The organism is Bifidobacterium sp. LH_389 (assembly GCF_056357235.1).
Genome location: NZ_JBKEVR010000005.1, coordinates 190349 through 209112 on the forward strand (window position 1 = coordinate 190349; position 18764 = coordinate 209112).

General features: G+C 64.4%; 13 protein-coding genes. 3 read left to right on the plus strand and 10 right to left on the minus strand.

Going from position 1 to position 18764, the window contains the following annotated elements; translation table 11 throughout:
* Positions 1–29: 29 nt before the first annotated feature.
* Both gatA and gatC read right to left on the minus strand, forming a co-directional pair.
* Entirely contained in the window at positions 30–1562 is a 1533-nt protein-coding gene (gene gatA, locus AC1AZA_RS07325) for an Asp-tRNA(Asn)/Glu-tRNA(Gln) amidotransferase subunit GatA (RefSeq protein WP_476514025.1), read from the minus strand.
* A 13-nt stretch (positions 1563–1575) separates the two neighbouring features.
* Positions 1576–1875: an Asp-tRNA(Asn)/Glu-tRNA(Gln) amidotransferase subunit GatC gene (gene gatC, locus AC1AZA_RS07330; protein WP_476514001.1), complete on the minus strand. Its 300-nt coding sequence runs from the start codon at positions 1873–1875 to the stop codon at positions 1576–1578.
* A 233-nt stretch (positions 1876–2108) separates the two neighbouring features.
* On the opposite strand from gatC, the gene AC1AZA_RS07335 reads away from it, so the two are divergent.
* Positions 2109–4241: a heparinase II/III domain-containing protein gene (locus AC1AZA_RS07335; RefSeq protein ID WP_476514002.1), complete on the plus strand. Its 2133-nt coding sequence runs from the start codon at positions 2109–2111 to the stop codon at positions 4239–4241.
* A gap of 38 nt (positions 4242–4279) precedes the next feature.
* Here the strand turns inward: AC1AZA_RS07335 and AC1AZA_RS07340 are convergent, their stop codons facing one another.
* The 7 genes from AC1AZA_RS07340 to AC1AZA_RS07370 all read right to left on the minus strand — a co-directional run bounded on the left by AC1AZA_RS07340 (position 4280) and on the right by AC1AZA_RS07370 (position 13053).
* Positions 4280–5281, minus strand: a complete 1002-nt coding sequence (locus tag AC1AZA_RS07340) for a hypothetical protein (RefSeq protein WP_476514003.1) — start codon at positions 5279–5281, stop codon at positions 4280–4282.
* Positions 5278–6333 carry an ATP-binding cassette domain-containing protein gene (locus tag AC1AZA_RS07345; RefSeq protein ID WP_476514004.1) on the minus strand — a complete coding sequence of 352 codons (1056 nt, stop codon included), beginning with the start codon at positions 6331–6333 and terminating at the stop codon, positions 5278–5280. The genes AC1AZA_RS07340 and AC1AZA_RS07345 overlap by 4 nt, the downstream gene beginning before the upstream one ends.
* Before the next feature lie 192 nt (positions 6334–6525).
* Positions 6526–7368: a TrmH family RNA methyltransferase gene (locus AC1AZA_RS07350; RefSeq protein ID WP_476514005.1), complete on the minus strand. Its 843-nt coding sequence runs from the start codon at positions 7366–7368 to the stop codon at positions 6526–6528.
* Between the two features lie 99 nt (positions 7369–7467).
* Positions 7468–8052: a type I phosphoribosyltransferase gene (locus tag AC1AZA_RS07355; protein ID WP_476514026.1), complete on the minus strand. Its 585-nt coding sequence runs from the start codon at positions 8050–8052 to the stop codon at positions 7468–7470.
* Between the two features lie 179 nt (positions 8053–8231).
* Positions 8232–9980, minus strand: a complete 1749-nt coding sequence (locus tag AC1AZA_RS07360; protein WP_476514006.1) for a glycoside hydrolase family 2 protein — start codon at positions 9978–9980, stop codon at positions 8232–8234.
* Positions 9977–11296 (minus strand): glycoside hydrolase family 28 protein, encoded by a 1320-nt coding sequence (locus tag AC1AZA_RS07365; protein WP_476514007.1) that lies wholly within the window; start codon positions 11294–11296, stop codon positions 9977–9979. Before AC1AZA_RS07365 ends, AC1AZA_RS07360 begins: the two co-directional genes overlap by 4 nt.
* 365 nt (positions 11297–11661) lie before the next feature.
* A complete protein-coding gene (locus AC1AZA_RS07370; protein WP_476514008.1) occupies positions 11662–13053 on the minus strand; it encodes an ABC transporter substrate-binding protein in 1392 nt (463 codons plus the stop codon).
* Between the two features lie 246 nt (positions 13054–13299).
* Between AC1AZA_RS07370 and AC1AZA_RS07375 the strand changes: the two genes are divergently transcribed.
* The gene (locus tag AC1AZA_RS07375) at positions 13300–14241 is read left to right on the plus strand and encodes a helix-turn-helix domain-containing protein (RefSeq protein WP_476514009.1); all 942 of its coding nucleotides are present in this window, start codon (positions 13300–13302) and stop codon (positions 14239–14241) included.
* Between the two features lie 302 nt (positions 14242–14543).
* On the opposite strand, the gene AC1AZA_RS07380 is transcribed toward AC1AZA_RS07375, so the two are convergent.
* The gene (locus AC1AZA_RS07380; protein ID WP_476514010.1) at positions 14544–15899 is read right to left on the minus strand and encodes a DNA recombination protein RmuC; all 1356 of its coding nucleotides are present in this window, start codon (positions 15897–15899) and stop codon (positions 14544–14546) included.
* Positions 15900–16116: 217 nt separating this feature from the next.
* Between AC1AZA_RS07380 and AC1AZA_RS07385 the strand changes: the two genes are divergently transcribed.
* Positions 16117–18726 (plus strand): HAD-IC family P-type ATPase, encoded by a 2610-nt coding sequence (locus AC1AZA_RS07385; protein WP_476514011.1) that lies wholly within the window; start codon positions 16117–16119, stop codon positions 18724–18726.
* Positions 18727–18764: the final 38 nt, after the last annotated feature.

The window sequence follows — 18764 nt, forward strand, 5'->3', positions numbered from 1 at the left end:
GTCCGCTTGTCGTCTCGCGTCTCGTCCGGTCACTCGCCCAGCCACGGGGTCTTGAGGCTGGTCCAGATCGGGCCGCCCCAATCCTCCTCGAGCGCGGCCTCGAGCGCGGCGGCCGGCTTGTACATGACCTCGTCGCGCTGCTGCGGGGCGATGAGCTGGAAGCCGACCGGCAGACCGTCGTCCGAAAGGCCGGCGGGGATGGACATGGCGGGCATGCCGGCAAGGTTGGCCGGAATCGTAGCGATGTCGTTCATGTACATGGCCAACGGATCGTTCATCTTCTCGCCGAACTTGAAGGCGGTGGTGGGCGACGTGGGGGAAACCAGCACGTCCACCTGCTCGAACGCTGCCTTGAAGTCGTTGATGATGAGCGTGCGCACCTTCTGCGCGGAACCGTACCAGGCATCGTAGTAGCCGGCGGACAGCGCATAGGTGCCCAGGATGATGCGGCGCTTGACCTCGTCGCCGAAGCCGGCCTCACGGGTGTAGGCCATCATGTTGGCGGCGGTCTGCGGCACTCCGGCCGGCGGCATGACGCGCAGGCCGTAGCGCATGCCATCGTAGCGGGCCAGGTTGGAGCTCACCTCGGAGGGCATGATGATGTAGTAGGCACCCAGCGCGTACGGGAAGTGCGGGCAGGAGACCTCGCTCACCTCGGCGCCCATTTCCTTGAGCTTGGCGACGGCCTCGTTGAAGCGGGCCTCGACACCGGGCTGGAAGCCTTCGCCGCCGAGTTCCTTGACCAGACCGACCTTGAGACCCGTAAGGTCGCGCTTCAGGCCTTCGCGGGCGGCCGCTGCCATCGGGCGCGGGCCTTCGGGGATGGACGTGGAGTCACGCACGTCATGTCCGCCGATGATCTCCTGCAGCAGGGCGGAATCGAGCACGGTACGGGAGACCGGGCCGATCTGGTCGAGCGAGGAGGCCATGGCGATCGCACCGAAGCGGGAAACGCCGCCGTACGTGGGCTTGACGCCCACCGTGCCGGTCAACGAGCCGGGCTGACGGATGGAGCCGCCGGTGTCGGTGCCGAGGGCGAGCGGCGCCTCGAACGCCGCGACAGCGGAGGCCGAACCGCCGCCGGAACCGCCGGGCACGCGGTCGGTATCCCACGGGTTGTGCGTGGTCTGGTAGGCGGAATGCTCGGTGGAGGAGCCCTGCGCGAACTCGTCCAGATTGGTCTTGCCGAGGATCGGCATGCCTGCGGCCTTGAGCTTCTCGATGACGGTCGCGTCGTACGGCGGCACCCAACCCTCGAGGATCTTGGAGGCGGCGGTGGTTTCGATGCCCTTGGTGACGATCATGTCCTTGATGGCGATCGGCACGCCCGCCAGCTCCGGCAACGCGGCCTTCTCCTCGGCGGACTTCGCGTCGAATGCGTCGGCCTGCTCGAGGGCCACGTCGGCGGAGACCTTGAGGAATGCCTTGATGGACGGTTCGGCGGCCTCGATGACGGCCAGATGGGCCTCGACCAGCTCGCGGCTGGTGACTTCGCCGGCCTTGACCTTGGCGGCCTGCTCGGCGGCGGACAGCTTGACGAGCGCCGCGGTTTCGGTGGAAATGCTCATTGCCTTCTCACTCCTCGCTTCCCAGAATGCGCGGTGCCACGAACATGCCGGCCTCGGTCTTGGGGGCGCCGGACAGCGCCTCGGCCTGGGTCAGCGGCGTTTCGGCCACATCGGGACGCATGTAGGCCTCGAGCGGCACCGGGTTTGCGGTGGGCGGGACGTCCGCCGTAGCGACTTCCTGCACCTTGTTGATGGAGTCGGCGATGACGTTCAGCTCGCCCTGCAAGCGGGTGATTTCCTCATCGGTGAGCGCGATTCGGGCCAGATCGCCCAAATGCACGATTTCTTCGCGTGAAAAAGTAGGCATGGCCATCACTATAGGTGCCGTATGTGACACGCAGGGGTCCTCGCGGGCCCGTTCGCCCGGCATGCGAGCAGGCGGGTTGGACGGGCTGCGCAGGTTGGACGGCATGGCGGCTCCGGCTGCCCGGAAATGGTGGCGATTTGAGACACAGACTGGTCATTCTGAGTCTCAAATCGTATCCAATTCCGGAATCGGCGGCTACTTCGGATGCAGGGCGGGCAGCTATCATGGGCATCATGGACGGCATCACAGCGAATTCCGGCAACGACGCGGCGCGAGGCGGCAACGACAACGGCAACGGCACTGCGCACGAAGGTCCCTGCACCCGTGCGTGGCGTGCCGCGGACGTACCATTCCGTCCGTTCCACCCGTTCGCGCCGGTCGGCGAGCGCGCGATTTGGCAAGCCCTCCCCCGCGAGCTGACCGACCTGTATCTGCACCGGGCCGCGGAACACCGCGAGCGACCGTGGCCCCGGCTGCTCGCGCACGACTGGTCGCGGTTCTTCCATGACGGCGACCGCAGCGCGTACGAAAGCCGCTACGGCGAACGACGGCGGCGCGTGGCGGACGATCTCATGGCGTACGGCGTGGCATGTTCCTCCGATCGTTCCGACGACTGTGCTCCGGACCACGGGCTGGGCCACGCGCCGGGCGATGCCCGGTCCCGCGCCCTGCTGGACGACGCGATCGACGGGATCATGCTCATTTGCGACGAGGCGGCGTGGCAGCTGCCGGCGCATAACACCTATGTGCGAGATGCCCCGCAACTGCCGTGGCCGGATCCGGACCGCCCGATCCTCGACCTGTTCGCCTGCGAAACCGGTCAGCTGCTCGCCGCATCGGTCTATCTGCTCGGCAACGATCTGCCCGAGGCGATCCGCCGTCGCATCACGGGCAAGCTGCGCCACAGGATCGTCACACCGTACCTCACGGATCGGTTCTGGTGGATGGGAGGCGTGGACGGTCCGACGAACAACTGGACGGTCTGGTGCACGCAGAACGTGCTGGCCACGGCGTTCCTCGCACCGTTCGAGCCTGATCTGCGCCGGAAAGTGGCCGACCGGGCCGTGCGCAGTCTGGACGCCTTTCTGGCCGACTACGGCGAGGACGGCTGCTGCGAAGAGGGTGCCGGCTACTACCATTCGGCCGGTCTGTGCCTGTTCGGCGCGCTGCGCATCCTCGCCGACGTGCGTCCGGACGCGTTCGATTCGCTGTGGCGGGTGCCGAAGATCCGGAACATCGCCACGTACATCATGCGCATGCGCATCCGCGAGAACCTGTATTTCAACTTTTCCGACTGCTCGGTGCACGCCGGGCTCATGGGAGCCAGGGAGTTCCTGTTCGCGCAGGCCGTCGGCGAGCCCGCCATGGCTCATGCGGCGGCCACGGAATGGCGTCACGCCATGGACCGCGGCTCCAGCACCACAGCCACGCCGGCCGACGGCATGGACCGGATCAACGCGCTCTACCTGCTGTGGGAGGCGGAGGCCGTCCGGACCATGCTGAAGCAGACGGACGAGCCCGAGGGCGATCGCACGGCCGGCATTGACGAACGCACGGAAACGTTCTTTCCGAGCACGGGCATCGCGGTCATGCGCGGCGGCGGCTTCGACGTAGCGGTCAAGGCCGGGCGCAACGGGGCGAGCCACAGCCACAACGACACGGGCAACGTGATCGTCTACGCGAACGGCCGACCGGTGCTGGTGGACGCGGGCGTGGGCACATACACACGGCAGACGTTCTCGCCGCAGCGCTACGAGCTGTGGCCCATGCAGTCGTCCTGGCACAATCTGCCGGATTTCGACGGAGTGATGCAGCGCGAGACACCGGACTGTCGGGCCGAAGACGTGCAGGTCTCGCTCGGCGGGAAGGCGAGCCGCGTAACCGCCGACCTCACGCACGCATGGCCCGCGGCGGCCGGGCTGCGTTCATACCGGCGCACGGTCACGCTGGACAGAGCCGCCGGAACGCTGACGATCGAGGACATGGCGGACGGGAATTTCGCGTGCGCGACGATGCACCTCATGACGGCCGAGGAGCCATTGCGGGTTGCGGATGGCGACGGAACCGGCAATCGCTGCGGCCGCGACGGTCATACCGGCAGCGACATATCCGCGGCGTTCCGGATCGGGGCATCGCTGCTCGTCATCGACCGATCGGGCGACGCGCAGAACACCGCCTCCGGGGCGCGCAGCGGAACCAATGGAACCGACGGAACCAGCGGGCCGGGCGATTCCGTCGGTCTTGGCGGCATCACCGTGGAGGCCAAGCCGCTGGACGACGCGAAGCTGCGCGGCGAGTGGACGTCCGACCGGCTGTGGCGCATCACCATCCCGCTCCGCGGCAGGCTGCGCGTCACCGTACGGTAGCCGCGGCGTCCTGTGACGGCGAACGGCGCTGAACGCGGCTACTTGACGTCCGCCCGGCGCAGCACCACCAGTCCGACCGCATAGACGACGACCGCCCAGGCCAGGAAGATCAGGCCGGACTGCCACCACGTGGGGTCGAAGTGCTTGACTTCCTGGGCGGCGGACATGCCGATCACAAGGTCGGCCGCCGAGGCGCCGCCCGTGGATTGCGACGAGCCGAGGTTGGTTGCGCCGGAGAAGAAGTCTCCCATCGCGGTGCTGGGCAGGCAGTTGGTGATGCTCATGACCATCGGGCGGAGCTTCTCGCTCAGCGAGGCGGCGCCCAGAAGCGAGGGCAGGATGTTCCACACGCCGATCAGCGCGAACACGCCGCCCACGGAGGACCGGCAGATCGCGCCGAGTCCCAGCGCCATGATCGACATGACCATGCTGAGGGCGGGCGCGCCGAGGATGCAGACCCACGGCAGGGTGCGCTGCGCGTCGGGCAGCGGCGAAACAGGGATGTCGCCAAGCACCAGACGGACCGCCGCCCAGGACAGTCCCACGCCGATGAGCACGGTGAGGAACGCCAGGATCGCTACGACTGTGCCCTTCGCTGCCAGATACATGCCGCGGCGCGGGTTGGCCACGAATCCGGACTGGATGGTGAGGTTCGTGTACTCGCTGGTGATGGCCATGACGCCGAAGATGCCGATCACCACGGCCGCGGTGGACACCATGACGGTTGTCGATAACCACACGCTCTCAGCGTCCATGGCACGCGGGGTGTCGAGCGTGACCATCTCGCCGGTCTGCGCATTGTAGTCGACGTAGGCCATGGTCTTGTAGCTGGCTGCGGCGACGGCCCCGCCCGCCACGATGAGCAGGATGGTGATGCCGAGCAGCCAGTAGGTGGACTTGATGGACAGCAGTTTGGTCAGTTCGGCGCGCACGCTGCCGAGGTAGCTGAGTCTGAGCCGGCCGGCGGACATGCGGCGGCCGGTGGTGTAGCCGTTGCTGGCGGGAACGGCGGGATTGACGACGGGATTCGTGGCGCTCATCGGGTGGCCTCCTTCGGGGTGCCGTCGGCGGACTGGGGTGCGGCGGGCGGGGCAATCGGCGCGGGCGGTGCGGACGGGGTGCCGCCCGGCTCGCCGTATTGGATGGCCCGCTGCCCGGGCACTTCGCGATTCGCGTATTCGACCTGACTGTGCGTGAGGGTCATGTAGGCGTCTTCGAGCGAGGCATGCTCCTCCACGAACTCGTAGGTGACGAGCTGCGCCTGGGCGAACACGCGCGCAGTGGCTTCGAGGTCCGCTCCGGTGATGCGGAACACGTCGCCGACGGAAGGATCGGATGGCTTACGCTCGGCCGGGGTGACGGTGACCTGCGGCGCGGAGGCGAAGATGGCGTGCAGCTTGTCCGGCTCGGCGGTGGCGACGCGCAGCGAGTGGCCGGAGTGTTCGGCCACGAAGGCGGAGACCGACGTGGTTTCGAGGATGCGTCCCTGACCGATGATCACGAGATTGTCCGCGGTGAGCGCCACTTCGCTCATGAGGTGGGAGCTCAGCAGGACCGCGCGGCCCTGACTGGCGTAGAAGCGGCACAGTTCGCGCACCCATTTGACGCCTTCCGGGTCGAGGCCGTTGATCGGCTCGTCGAGCACCAGATTGCGCGGGTCGCCCAGCAGCGCGGCGGCGATGGACAGGCGTTGGCTCATGCCGAGACTGAACGCTCCGGCGCGGCGCTTCTTGACGGAGGCGATGCCGGTCAGGTCCATTACCTCATCCACGCGGGAGGCGGGGATGCCGTTGGTCTGCGCGAGGGCCTTGAGATGCGCGTATGCGGAGCGACCCTTGTGCGCTGATTTGGCGTCGAGCACTGCGCCGACCGCGGCCATGGGGGCCTTGATCCGTACATACGGCTGGCCGTCGATGAGTGCCTGTCCGGAGTCGGGGGTGATGAGCCCGAGGGCCGCTCGCATGGTGGTGGATTTACCGGCGCCGTTGGGGCCGAGGAAGCCTGTGACCTTGCCATCTTCTGCGACGAAGCTGACATCGTTGAGCACCTGCTTTCCCCCGAAGCGCTTGCTGATGTGCTGAATCTCTATCATGATCCAACCGTAGCATCCAACCCATCGAAAACCTAGTGTTTGCTGGAATTTTAGGGATTGTTCAGGGTGTGCTGTCCACGTGTGTGGACTGTGCTCGCCGCTCGGAGTCCGATGGATGAACGAGGGTCGAACGGAGGCTACACCGGCATTGACGGTACGCGTTGCTCCGCATGCCGTGTGGATGCCACAGCATTACTGTGCGTACGCCGTTTCGTCCGGCGCGGCGTGCTGCGCGATCCATGCGTGCATGGCCACGGCCGCGGCGGCGCCGGCGTTGATGGAGCGCACGGAGCCGAATTGGGAGATGTAGACCACGTCGTCGGCCAGTTCGAGGGCCTTGTCGCTCAGCCCGGGGCCTTCCGCGCCGAAGAGCAGAAGGCAGCGCTTGGGGAACCGGTAGCGTTCCATGGGGACCGCGCCGGGGATGATGTCGAGGGCGATGATGCGCGCATCTTCGAGTTCCTTGATGCGTCGGTCCGCGTCGCTGACGGCGGCAAGCGCGAGCGCGGCGGACCGTGCGTCCCCGTTCGCTGCGGCCCAGTGGGCGTGTACGGCGGCCGCGGAGGCGTCGGCGCGCGCGGAGGCGATTTCGCCGGCGATGCGGTGCTTCCACGCGTCGATCAGCGCGGCGATGGACGGGTGGTGTTCGACGTGCTGGTACAGCTCGGTCATGAGCGCACCTTTGCGGTTCCACTTGTGCGGCCCGACGATGTGAACGCGGCGTGCGGTGAACGCGTTGGCGGTGCGGACCATGGAGCCGATGTTGAAGTCGTGCGTCCAGTTTTCCACGGCGACCTCGAAGTCGTGGCGTCCTCGGGCGTCCAGATCGGCTTTGATCGCTTCGACGGTCCAGTACCGGTAGCGGTCGAGCACGTTGCGCCGGTCTCCGCCGTCCAGCAGTGCGGGATCGTAGCGTGGATCGGTTGGACGGGGCTCGCCTGGATGGGTTTGGGCCCACGGTCCGAGGCCGATTTCGCGGAATTCGGGTTCGTCGGAGGCGTTGGCGGCGAGCGTGATGGGGTTGGGAGCGCGCATGGGCGACGGGTTCTCCTCGATTCTGCGTATGTGCGGCCTTTCGAGCCGGCGTTCCTCCGGGCTGGAGGTCTTCCGGACGGCGGTCTTCCCGGCCGGAGATCAGTCGTCCGCGGGGGCGCGCAGGGCGTCCTCGTCGTAGGCACGGATGAACGGCAGATCGGTCTCGTCCCCGGTGATCGGGTGGATGACCTTGAGCGTTTCGAACGGGCCGCCGATGAGCGACGCCACGGCGAGCGCCTGTGCGCCTTCGTGCTCCACGATGCCGAAGTCGAGGCTCAGCTCGTTGCCGTGACGCAGCGTGACCAAGGACGAGGTCTGCACGTAGGACTTCTCGCTCAGCCACGAATCCACGAGGATCACGCGCTTGCCCTGAATGGATGGTCCCTTGACGGACGGATAGACGAAGTCCATCACGAATCCGTCCAGATCCTGCCCGCGGGAGGCTGCGGCGGTGATCATGGACGTGACCAGCGGCACGGCGGCTGCGGTCAGCGCACCCACGGCCTCGAAGTCGTCCAGCGTGTAGCCGGATTCCTCGACGGTGTCGAGCAGTACATGGCCCACGAGTTCCGCGCCGCGATGGTGGAACGTCACGTCGGACAGCTCGCTGAACGGCTTGCATGCAATGGACGCCGACAGCAACTGCTCGAGCTGGGTGCGGGGATCCTGCATCTCGAGGGGCATTTCGCCACGCACGCCCGAAGGCCCGGTAGGACGGAAACCGGTGGAAGCATCATCTGTCAAAGCCATGCTCCCAGCCTATCCGCAGGCGGGTACGGATGGAATGCCCGATGGCTTCCCCATGCCCGATGACACTTTCTTCACCGCTTTCCTCGTCACCGGCAGCCCTCATTCCCCAATCTTCATTCCCAGTAATCCCCGTAGGAGCGGTACACGGCCTTCACCTGCTCGTACGCAAGCTTGGGACGCCGGTATTCATCCACGATGCCCTTGTTGTTGCGGCTGCGCGGACGCATCTTGAACCACTCCCGGCTCACCTTGCCGTCGCAGAACTGCCAGATGAACACTCCCTGGCACGGTTCGAACGCAAGCACCTGCGAAAGCTGTTCGCGCAGGGCGTCGGCCTGATATTCCTCGCTCCAGATGTCATGCCCGGGGTCTCGGAACCCGTAGATGGCCCCGGCGCCGATCTCCGTGACCAGGAACGGCTTGCCCTTGCCGCCGTGCTCGCCGCTCCACGCGTATGTCTCGCCGATCATGTCGGTCGCCGTGCGTCGCTCGTACCAGTACGGGTACATGTTCCAGGAAACCACGTCCGGTAGGTCGAGACAGATGTCGCGATGGAACTTGCAGGTGGCGGAACTGACCGGCCGACTCGCGTCCAGGGAACGGATGAGCGCGTACTGGGCGGCGTAGCATTCGCGCCCGTATGGCGTTTCGCTGGCGCATTCGTTGAGGATGCCCCAGATGAAAATCGAGGGGTGGTTGCGATGGGCGTCGATCATTTCGGCGATCACCCGTTCGGACTGCTCCTCGAACCGCGGATGCCGCATCTGTTCCTCGCTCAGGCCACGCGCATGGCTTTCCTCCCAGATCAGGATGCCCAGTTCATCGGCCAGATCGAGGAACAGTTCGTCGTTCGGGTAGTGGCTGGTGCGCACGGCGTTGCCGCCCATGTCACGGATGAGCATGAGGTCGCGATTCATGAGCGTGAACGGTATGGCACAACCGTAATCGGGATGGTCCTCGTGCCGGCAGAACCCTTTGATCCGTGGTGCGCGGCCGTTCAGGAGTATACGACCGTCACGCACGGCGATCGTGCGGAAGCCCACGCGGTCGATGAGATCGTCGATCGGTTCGGGATCCGTCCGCCCGCCATCGAACAACTGCACGCCAATGCGATGGAGGTTCGGGGTCTCGGGACGCCACGTGAGCGCATGGGGGAACGCCAGTTCTGCATCCAGACACGTGTGAGAGCCGGGCTGTGCCACGGCGTCGGCATCGCAGGCGTCCGCAGGCTCACCTTCCAACCGCACGCGCAGGCGCACAGGCCTCGCTTCGTCCGTCAGGTTGCGCACCCGGACCTGCACGCGGGCTTTCCAGCCGCGGCCGCCGTTGCTGACTCCACCGTCGCCGCCGCGTTCGGCGTTCTCGCACAGCGGCTCGATCGGGGTCACATGGACGCGCTCCACGAACACGTCGGGTACACGCTCCAACGCCACGCCGCGCGATATACCGCCGTACGACATGTAATCGTTCGGCACGTCCAGCGCATACCGGTCGCAGAACGAGCCGTCCACCTCCACGTCCAGCGTGTGGATGCCGGCCGCAAGCCCGCACACGACCGCATCGAACGGGGTATACGAGCCGTAGTGCTCCGCCACCGGCTCGCCGTCCACGCTCACGCTGGCGAAATGGCTCACGCCCTTGAATTCCAAGCGCACGTTGCCTTCCGCCTCGAAGGTCGTCGAATAGCGGGCGCGGCCGGCGTATTGCTCGAAACCGGGGTATGTCTGCCAGCAGCCGGGGACCGGACGCATCGAGGTCTCACCGGCATGCTCGCCGTCCAGGGGCGTGAACCGCCACAGGCGGCCGGACAGTTCCCGCACGTCGCGGATGGCATGGGTATCGAAGGTGCGCAGCATAATCATCGCTCCTGTTCCGTCTTGGGCGCCGTCTTCGGCGCCGTCTTGGCCGACGGCATCGGTGCCGTCTCGCACGTGAAGGTCACATTGCGCTGGGCGAGTCCCTCCACGTCCGTGCAGGTCATGCCTTCGTCCGCCGCGCAGCGGATGTCTTCCAGCAGTATATCGTTCAGCGGTCGTTCCGGCAGCCCCTTCAGGCACACACCCAGTGGCGCGCCACTGATGTTGATGTCACGAAACCGCACTCGATTCAGTTCCGTCGGCACTGCGCTTTTCGGCTCGACCGTGGTGGTGTCGTAGAACATGTTGACGTCCAGCGCCGCCACCGTCACGTCACGGATGTCCAGACGTTCGAAGCTCAGGTCCGTCACGTACCCGCCCCGGCCGCGCATCGATTTGACGCGCACGCCACGCATCACGCCGCGGATGGAGCAATCGCGCACGTGGATGTTAGACACGCCGCCGGACACCGCACTGCCGACTGCGATGGCCGCATGCCCGCCGGTCATCATGCAGTCGCGGATCACCACGTTCTCGCACGGCCGGCCCACCCTCCAGCCATCCTCGTTCATTCCGGCGTTGACGGCTATGCAGTCGTCGCCGGTGCGGAACGAACAGCGTTCGATGAGTACGTTGCGGCACGAGTCGGGATTGCAGCCGTCGGTGTTCGGCCCGTCTGTGCATACGGTCACGCCGCGTACGATCACGTCTTCGCAGTAGACGGGGTGGATCGTCCACTGCGGGCCGTTCTTTACGGTGACTCCCTCAATAAGCGAACGACGGCACCCGATGAACTGGATGAAGGAGGGACGCAGCGCATCCCGCTCGGTACCGAATACCCGTTCCTCCACGGGCGTGCCGGCGACGGCCATGTCGTACAGCGTGTTGGAACCTGCGGATTGGGTGAGTTTCCAAGTCCACCATGCCTCGCCGCAGCCCAGCAACTCGCCTTCGCCGTCAACGGCGATATCCTCACAGTCCCGGGCGTAGATCAGCGGCATGTAGTTCCAGCATTCCAACCCCTCCCACCGGGTGAACGACACCGGCAGATAATCGCGGGGATCGTCGCTGAAGACGACGACCGCTCCGGCATCCACATGCAGGCGAATACGGCTGGACAGGCGCAGCGGGCCCGTCTTCCACGTGCCTTTCGGCACATGGACCGTTCCGCCGCCCAGAGCCGCGCATGCGTCAAGGGCACTTTGGATGGACGGATGGTCCTCTACGGATATGAAGCGCTCCGGGATGCGAGGCTCACGGACACGTTCCATGGGGAACGGAGTGGCGTATGCCGGAGGCGTTGCGACGATGGGATGGGTCATGTTCGGCAACCAATCTGTGATCGTTCAATCGGGCCAGCTGGGGCAATCGAGCCAACCGGACCGATCGAGACTTGCGTTCCGGGACAAGGCCGGCGAACGGGGCTGGCAAGCGAACCGGGAACGAGATTAGAAACGTTTGCAGGGATTTCTGAAGCGAGAACCGCTGATGTGAGAATTACCGCGGCGGGACTTCCACGGTGGAATTAACGGCAATGGGGCAGCCGCCGGACTGCACAAATCCGGCGGCGGAAAGGAAAAACATGCGGATCATGCGATCATAGGCAGCCCCTTTGCATTCGTTGTTGTTGGGTTCCATGCCGTGAAGTTCGCGGCAGCGAGCATGAGGCTCGGATGCCGACCCGCCGTCATGCCGTTTCGATCGAATGGCTGAGGTCGGCGATGAACGCTTCGGCGGCGGAACGTGCATCCATACGGCCGAACGCCACTTCCTCCTCGTATCGCATGATGAAGTCGTTGAGCTTGCTGGCACCGTTCGGCGTAGCTTCGGGGGCGTCTCCGATCGTCTCCTCGATCTGCTCGGGGAACTCAAGCGACTGCTTATCCGCACCGGTCGCCGAGGCACTCAGCTTCTTCAGGATGGACGTGTTGGCCGGAAGCCCTCGTTCGGAGCCCAAAATGTCTCCCGCCTCTTCGCTGTTCACCAGCCAATCAATCAGTTCGGCCGCCTCCTTGGGGGCCTTGCTCTGCGCGGCGATGACCCAGTGCATGCCGGGCTTCATGTAGCCGTATTTGGGGTTCTTGCCCAGATTCGGAATGGGAGCCAAGGTCATGTTGTCCGTACCTGCGGCGGCCACGTAGGCCGGCAGCTGCGTAGTCTGGGAGAATCCCATCGCCGCCTTGCCGGTGCCGAGTGCGCCTTGGTTGAGCGTGGCGCTGTGCTGTTCGGCCCATTGGTCGGTGGTGCCGGCGATCTCGTCGCCATGCGTCCAGTCGTAGGCCATCTGCAGATAGCTGGTCATGGTATCCACGGAGATGGAGACCTTGCCGTTGGTGTACAGCGACTCGTTGTTCTGCCGCGCCCAAAGATGCAGGCTCATGCCATTGCCCATGGTGGAGTTGATGCCGAAGTATTCGCCGTTGGATTTGCTGCGCACCTGCGCCGCAAAGTCGATGAATTCATCCCATGTCCATGTGGATGTGTCCGGCAGGGTCAGACCAAGTTTGTCGAGCACATCGTGGTTGATGATGAGGCCGAATGGCGTGGAGGAGATCGGGACGGCATACTGTCTGCCTTCCCATTTGCCGCTGTCGGCCAGGGACGGGTCGATGTCGCTGAAGTCGATCACGTCGGACACCTCGCCGAGATCCAGCAGAATGCCCTGCGACGCGAAGGTGGCCAGCGACGCCTCGTCCATCTGGATCACGTCCGGAGCGTTGTCGCCGGCGATGGCGGTGTTGAGCTTGTCGAAGTACCGAGACCAGTCAGAGTACTGCATCTCGACGTGAATGTTGGGATGACTTTTTTCGAAGGCGGCCACGGCCTGTTCCGTGCGCTTGACGCGTTCGTCGCCGCCCCACCAGTTGAGATTGATGGTGACGGAACCGTCTTCGTTGCGCCCGGAGCTACCGGAGTTACCGCATCCGGCCAGAGGCACCGTGACGGCCAGAACAGCTGCCAACGCGGCGCCCGCGCGCCGCTTGGCGGTGCGTGGGCCGCGGCGCAGGCCATCTACGCCACCGATGAAGTATGGGGAATTGACGTTCGGCGACGTATCCGCCGACGTTTTCTCTGACATGGTTCCTGCTCCTTTGCTTGATGCATAGCGCAATGCACGTTCGTTTGTGGCACGCCCGGCCTTCCTTGGCAGACGGACGTAGAGACCGGTACGGGACGATCGTCATTGATGAACGGTTAGACATGAATGCTGCCTTTCATATCATTCCCGTGACCTGCGTCATGTCACTGAGAATACAGGAGTTTCCGCGCCTTAGAGACAGACGAATTGCGTGAATGGCAATGTTTCCTGCTATAGTCCGTCACCATGAGCCTTGATGTGCCGAAGAAGGCGACCGTAACCGGGATTGCCGAGGATGGAGCCATTGCCGGCAGCCCGCATAAGGTCACGCGGGCATGGCCGGGCAAGGTTTCCGGCGATTCGCGCTATTACATCTATGCCCCCAGTCCGTTGGCCCGCGAAACGTTCCTGTGCCCGTTGCGCGTGGGGGTGTCGCATTATCGGCCGGGGTTCCTACGCCGCCCGCTGCCATGGGACGCGTTCTTCCTCATTGTGGTGCTCGAGGGAGCATTGCGTCTGACGGCCGACGGAACAACACGCCATATCCGGCACCATCAGGCGGCCATCATTGACTGCTCGAGAGGCTTCCAATACTCCGCCGAAGAGGATACACAAACTATATGGCTGAATTTCGACGGTCCGGTGGCAGGTCGATACTGCGATCTCATGATCCGAGCGCTGTCGAACGTGTTCACGCCGACCGACCCGGCTTCGGTCGTCTCCCCGCTCATGGAACTCATGCATATCTTCGACACGCAGACAACGGTCAACGAACCGGTGATGTCGCGCATCATCACGGACCTGCTGACCGCATGTCTGCTCAGCGGCAATGGCTCGACGACCACACGCATTCGTTCGCACGACATCGATACGGTGATCAACCACATCGAAAAGCATCTGAGTTCCTCTCTGCCTGTTGCCGAGCTTGCCAGGCATGCGCATATGAGCGAGTATCACTTCATCCGTCTCTTCAAGCGGCAGGTCGGCATGACGCCGCACGAATACATCACCCGCGAACGCATCCGGCTGGCACAGGTGCTGTTGACCGATACGACCGAATCGCTACCAGCCATCGCACGGGAATGTGGATTCAGCGACCGGCGCGTACTGACCGCCGCCTTCAAGCGCATTCTCGGCATGTCACCTCGCACATATCGGTCAGCCAATCGCAGCCGCCCACCGATCTGAGCGCATATGTCTCCGCCCGCAGGCCTCGGAACGCACGATCCTGCATCCCGCACGGCGAGACATCGGAGTTCCGATACCCCGCGAGCCATCCGACAGGTCCCGGTTGATGCCCCGCAACCCGTTCGTGAGCAACGACAACCTTCCGCACCGGCGCAATGCGTCTCATCGCGCAACGCAGGCCCAAGCGCAGAGGCACGGACTTCGCCGGGATACGTCAACGCACCGCAGATACGTTGCCCCGCTCCATCAGTGCTTCACCTGTTTCCAAGCATCTCCTGCGTCCGCTTCACCCCCTACGCCTCTCACACCGATGCACCCGCTTCGGATTGCACTTCCGGGGCGCTGAGTTCGCGGATGTTGCCCTTGTCCGAGTCTATGAGGGTCACGTCGCCGATCACGCGCGACCGATCGAGCTTCTGCAGCTTGCGCGCGGAGACCAACACGCGGGATTCGAGCGATGCCGCGAACTGGTTGTACGCCCCGACCGTCTTGGTGATGGCGTTGCCGAGCTTCGTGGCCTTGTCCCCCAGCACCGCGAACCGCTCGTACAGTTCACGGGATAGGTCGAACAGTACCTTGGCGTCGTCCGTCAAGCTCTGCTGCTGCCAGGCGTAGGCCACGGACTTTAGCACCGCCCACAGCGTGACCGGCGAGGTAAGCGCCACCTTTCGGGCGAAGGCATCGTCCATGAGCGTGGGGTCGGATTCGAGCGCCGCCTGCAGCAACGCTTCGTTGGGGATGAAGGCCACCACGAAATCCGGTGCCACCGGAAACGCGTTCCAGTATGCCTTGTCCGACAAAGCCCTGACGTGCTCCCGAAGGTCATGGGCATGGGCGCGCAGCAGATCCGCCTTGCGATCCAGTTCCTCGGGCGACGCCGTGTCCGGTATCTCGCACGCACGCTGGTAGCTGGCATACGGTACCTTGGCATCGATGGGGATGGTCTTGCCGCCGGGAAGGTGCACCACCATGTCCGGACGCTGGATCCTCCCCTCGGCGTCGGTCACCACCACCTGAGTGTCAAAATCGACGTGGTCCAGCAGCCCCGCCGATTCCACGATGTTCTTCAGCTGTGCCTCGCCCCAAGCGCCACGCACCTTGTTGTTGCGCAGGGCCGCGGACAGGGAACTGGTTTCCCGGTCCAGACGGGACTGCTGCTCCCCGAGCCCCTTGAGCTGCTCGCTGAGCGCACCCATCTCATGCTTGCGCCCCTCCTCGATCTGCGTCACCTTGAGCTGGAGCGCATCCAGATTCTTCTGGACGGGCGCCAACGCGCTGAGCACCTTGCCCTGCTCCCTGAGCGCGGCCTCCCGCTCCTTTTCGCGCTGCTCCGCCTGCTCCTGCGCCCGCTCACGCTCACGCTGGAGACGAATCTGCTCCGCCTGCTGCGCCTGAGCCAGCTGCGACTGCACATAGCCAAGCTGGCGCTCCAAGCCCTCCGCCTGCGTGCGCGCGGCGACCGCCTGCGCATTGGCACGTTCCAGATCAGAGCGCATGGACTCGAGACGGGAATGTCCGTCCTCCAATTCGCGCGCGGATTGCACGCGCACGGACTCGGCTCCCCTGCCCTTGCCGAGCAGGTAGCCCGCGAGGAACCCCAACAGGGCCCCGACGATCAACACCGCGACCAAAGTCGCCAAAACCGAAATATCGAACATGTGTTCTATGAAAGCATTTTGCGAAGACTTCAGCCCAAGGAGAACATCGATCAAGATCCTTGAATCCCTACTGCCACAAGGAGACACGCCCATCGTCCAGAGTCGAACGTATGTTCTATATCAAGCCCTCGGGGAAACCGAAGACCAACCCCTAGGGCAGAGGACGCGGCCCGCGTAAAGTTGACCGCGTACCGAAAAGCGCAAGGAGGAACGAACGATGGGCTTCGATCTGTTCAGGCTGGCCATAGCCATTATCGTGGCCGGATTGCTTACATGGGCGATCATCCGTTTCTTCTTCGCAGAGCGCAAAGCCACCTCAAGTACGGTGGCCGCCGACTCACAAACCGCCACCATCACGGTGCACGGCGGGTATTCGCCGGACGTCATCGAGCTGAAGGCGGGACTGCCGAGCACACTGGTGTTCGACCGCAGGGAAACAGGCGAATGTACCTCACACGTGGTCTTTGCTGATCTGGGGTTGGATGCCGCACTGCCAGGCAACGCCAAGACTTCCGTGGAGCTGCCGGCCTTGCCAGCGGGGGAATATCCGTTCGCATGCGGGATGAACATGGTGCACGGCCTGCTCAAGGTCATCGGAGAAAGCAACATCACGCTCACGCATGGCAAAGCGAATGGTTCCGGCAATGATGAACGCACCTCCGCCGCAGTCTCAAATGCGCTGGACAACGAGCGGATGGACGCCGAGGAACGCCGCACGGAGATCCGCGAGACCACCAAGCTGACCGCCATCGCGGCAGTCCTTACCGTACCGGTCTTTACGATCGCCATGCTCTCCATGCACGGCGACATGTTGCCCGGCTGGCTCACCACCCCCTGGCTGCAGGCGATTCTGATCACGCCGGTCATGTTCTATTGCGGCGCCCCCATCCATCGCGTCGGATGGTCGGCCCTGCGCCATCGCAGTCCCGACATGAATTCCCTGGTCGCACTGGGCACCGGAGCCGCCTATATCTACAGCATGATCGTCTGCGTGGCATCAAGCCTGATGCCGGAAGGGTCGCAGGAGCCGTACTTTGAATCGGTCGGCGTCGTCATCACGCTGGTGCTGCTGGGCCGACTGCTGGAGGCCAAGGCACGCGAAGGTACCGGCAAGGCCGTGCAAGCACTCATCAAGCTCGCGCCACGTTCGGCTCGCCGCATCAGCCAAGCCGACCTCGACGCCGGCGAAGACTACTGGAAGATGATGGACACCGGCACGGACGTCGCCATTGCGCAGGTTGCAGTCGGCGATCTGCTGGTCATTCACCCCGGCGAGCGCATTCCCACCGACGGTGTGATCGTGGACGGCTCGGCCCATGTGGATGAATCGATGATCACCGGCGAGTCCAGACCGATCGACAAGCATTCGGGCGACGCCGTTACCGGTGCCACCATGGCGTTGCGCGGCGCATTCGTCATGCGCGTCACTCAGACCGGCGGCGACACCGTACTGTCGCAGATCATCACGCTGGTTTCCCGCGCACAGGCTACCAAAGCCCCCGTGCAGCGACTGGCGGACCGGATCGCCCGCATCTTCGTGCCGGTCGTCATGATCATCGCCACATGGACGTTTGCCATCTGGCTCGTCATCGGTCCTCAGCCCAAGCTGGCCCACGCACTCATTGCAGCAGTAAGCGTCCTCATCATTGCATGCCCGTGCGCACTGGGACTGGCCACGCCGCTTTCCGTCACCGTCGCCACCGGACTGGGGGCAACCAACGGCGTACTGGTCACCTCCGCCCAGGCATTGGAACAGGCCCGTCGTATTCGCACGGTCGTCTTCGACAAAACGGGGACCATTACCAGGGGCATCACCGATGCAGGATCCTCACTGGACAAGGCCTCCTATGCCAACGACACCGTCAAGGACGGCTCCAAGGAAGCCATTGCAGCTTTGCGCAAGGCGGGAATCCGCACGGTCATGCTCAGCGGAGACAAGGCGAGCGTGGCCAAGGGCATTGCCGAGCAGGTGGGCATCGATACGGTGATCGCACAAGTCCGGCCGGACGGCAAGGCCTATTGGATCGCCAAGCTGCAGGCCGAACGCGACCAGCAGGGACACGGAGATGAACTCATCGCCATGGTGGGAGACGGCATCAACGATGCCCCGGCCCTCGCCAAGGCAGACATCGGCTTCGCCATCGGCACCGGCACCGACGTAGCCATGCAGTCCGCAGACGTAACGCTCATGAGCGGAGATCTGCGCGGCGTGCTGCGCACCATCAACCTGTCCAACGCCACCATGACCAACATCAGGGAGAATCTGGCGTGGGCCTTCGGATACAACGTCATCGGCATTCCGCTCGCCGCAGGCGTACTGTACCCGTTCACGGGATGGCTGCTCAGCCCCATGATCGCCGGACTCGCCATGTCGCTGAGCTCCGTCTGCCTAATCCTCAACGCCAACCGCCTGCACCTTGCAAGTATCCGCGAGGACGCCGTCACCGTCTCGGCACCCGGCGGCCATGACGATTCAAACGGCAATGACAGCACCCGCAACTCCGTCGAGCCAGACGGCAAGCATCAAGCCGTGCAAGTCATCGTCGACGAGCGCACCGAACTGACTCAACTTGACAATGCCGGCAACGGCAGCGCCGATGCAACCACTGTCAGCAATGCAACAACCAAGGAGAACACCATGACCATGCATCACATGCATATGGACCAGCCCGTCCACGGCGAGACCGCAACCGATCCCGTCTGCGGCATGACCGTCGCCGTCAACGCCGACGCCATCACCCGCGAGCACGACGGCAAGACCTACTACTTCTGCGGTGAGCACTGCGCCGCCAACTTCGACAAGGCCCCGCAGATCTTCCTGAGCTAAGCGAGCCAAGCACTCTGCGTCAGAGCAACGCAGCGCAA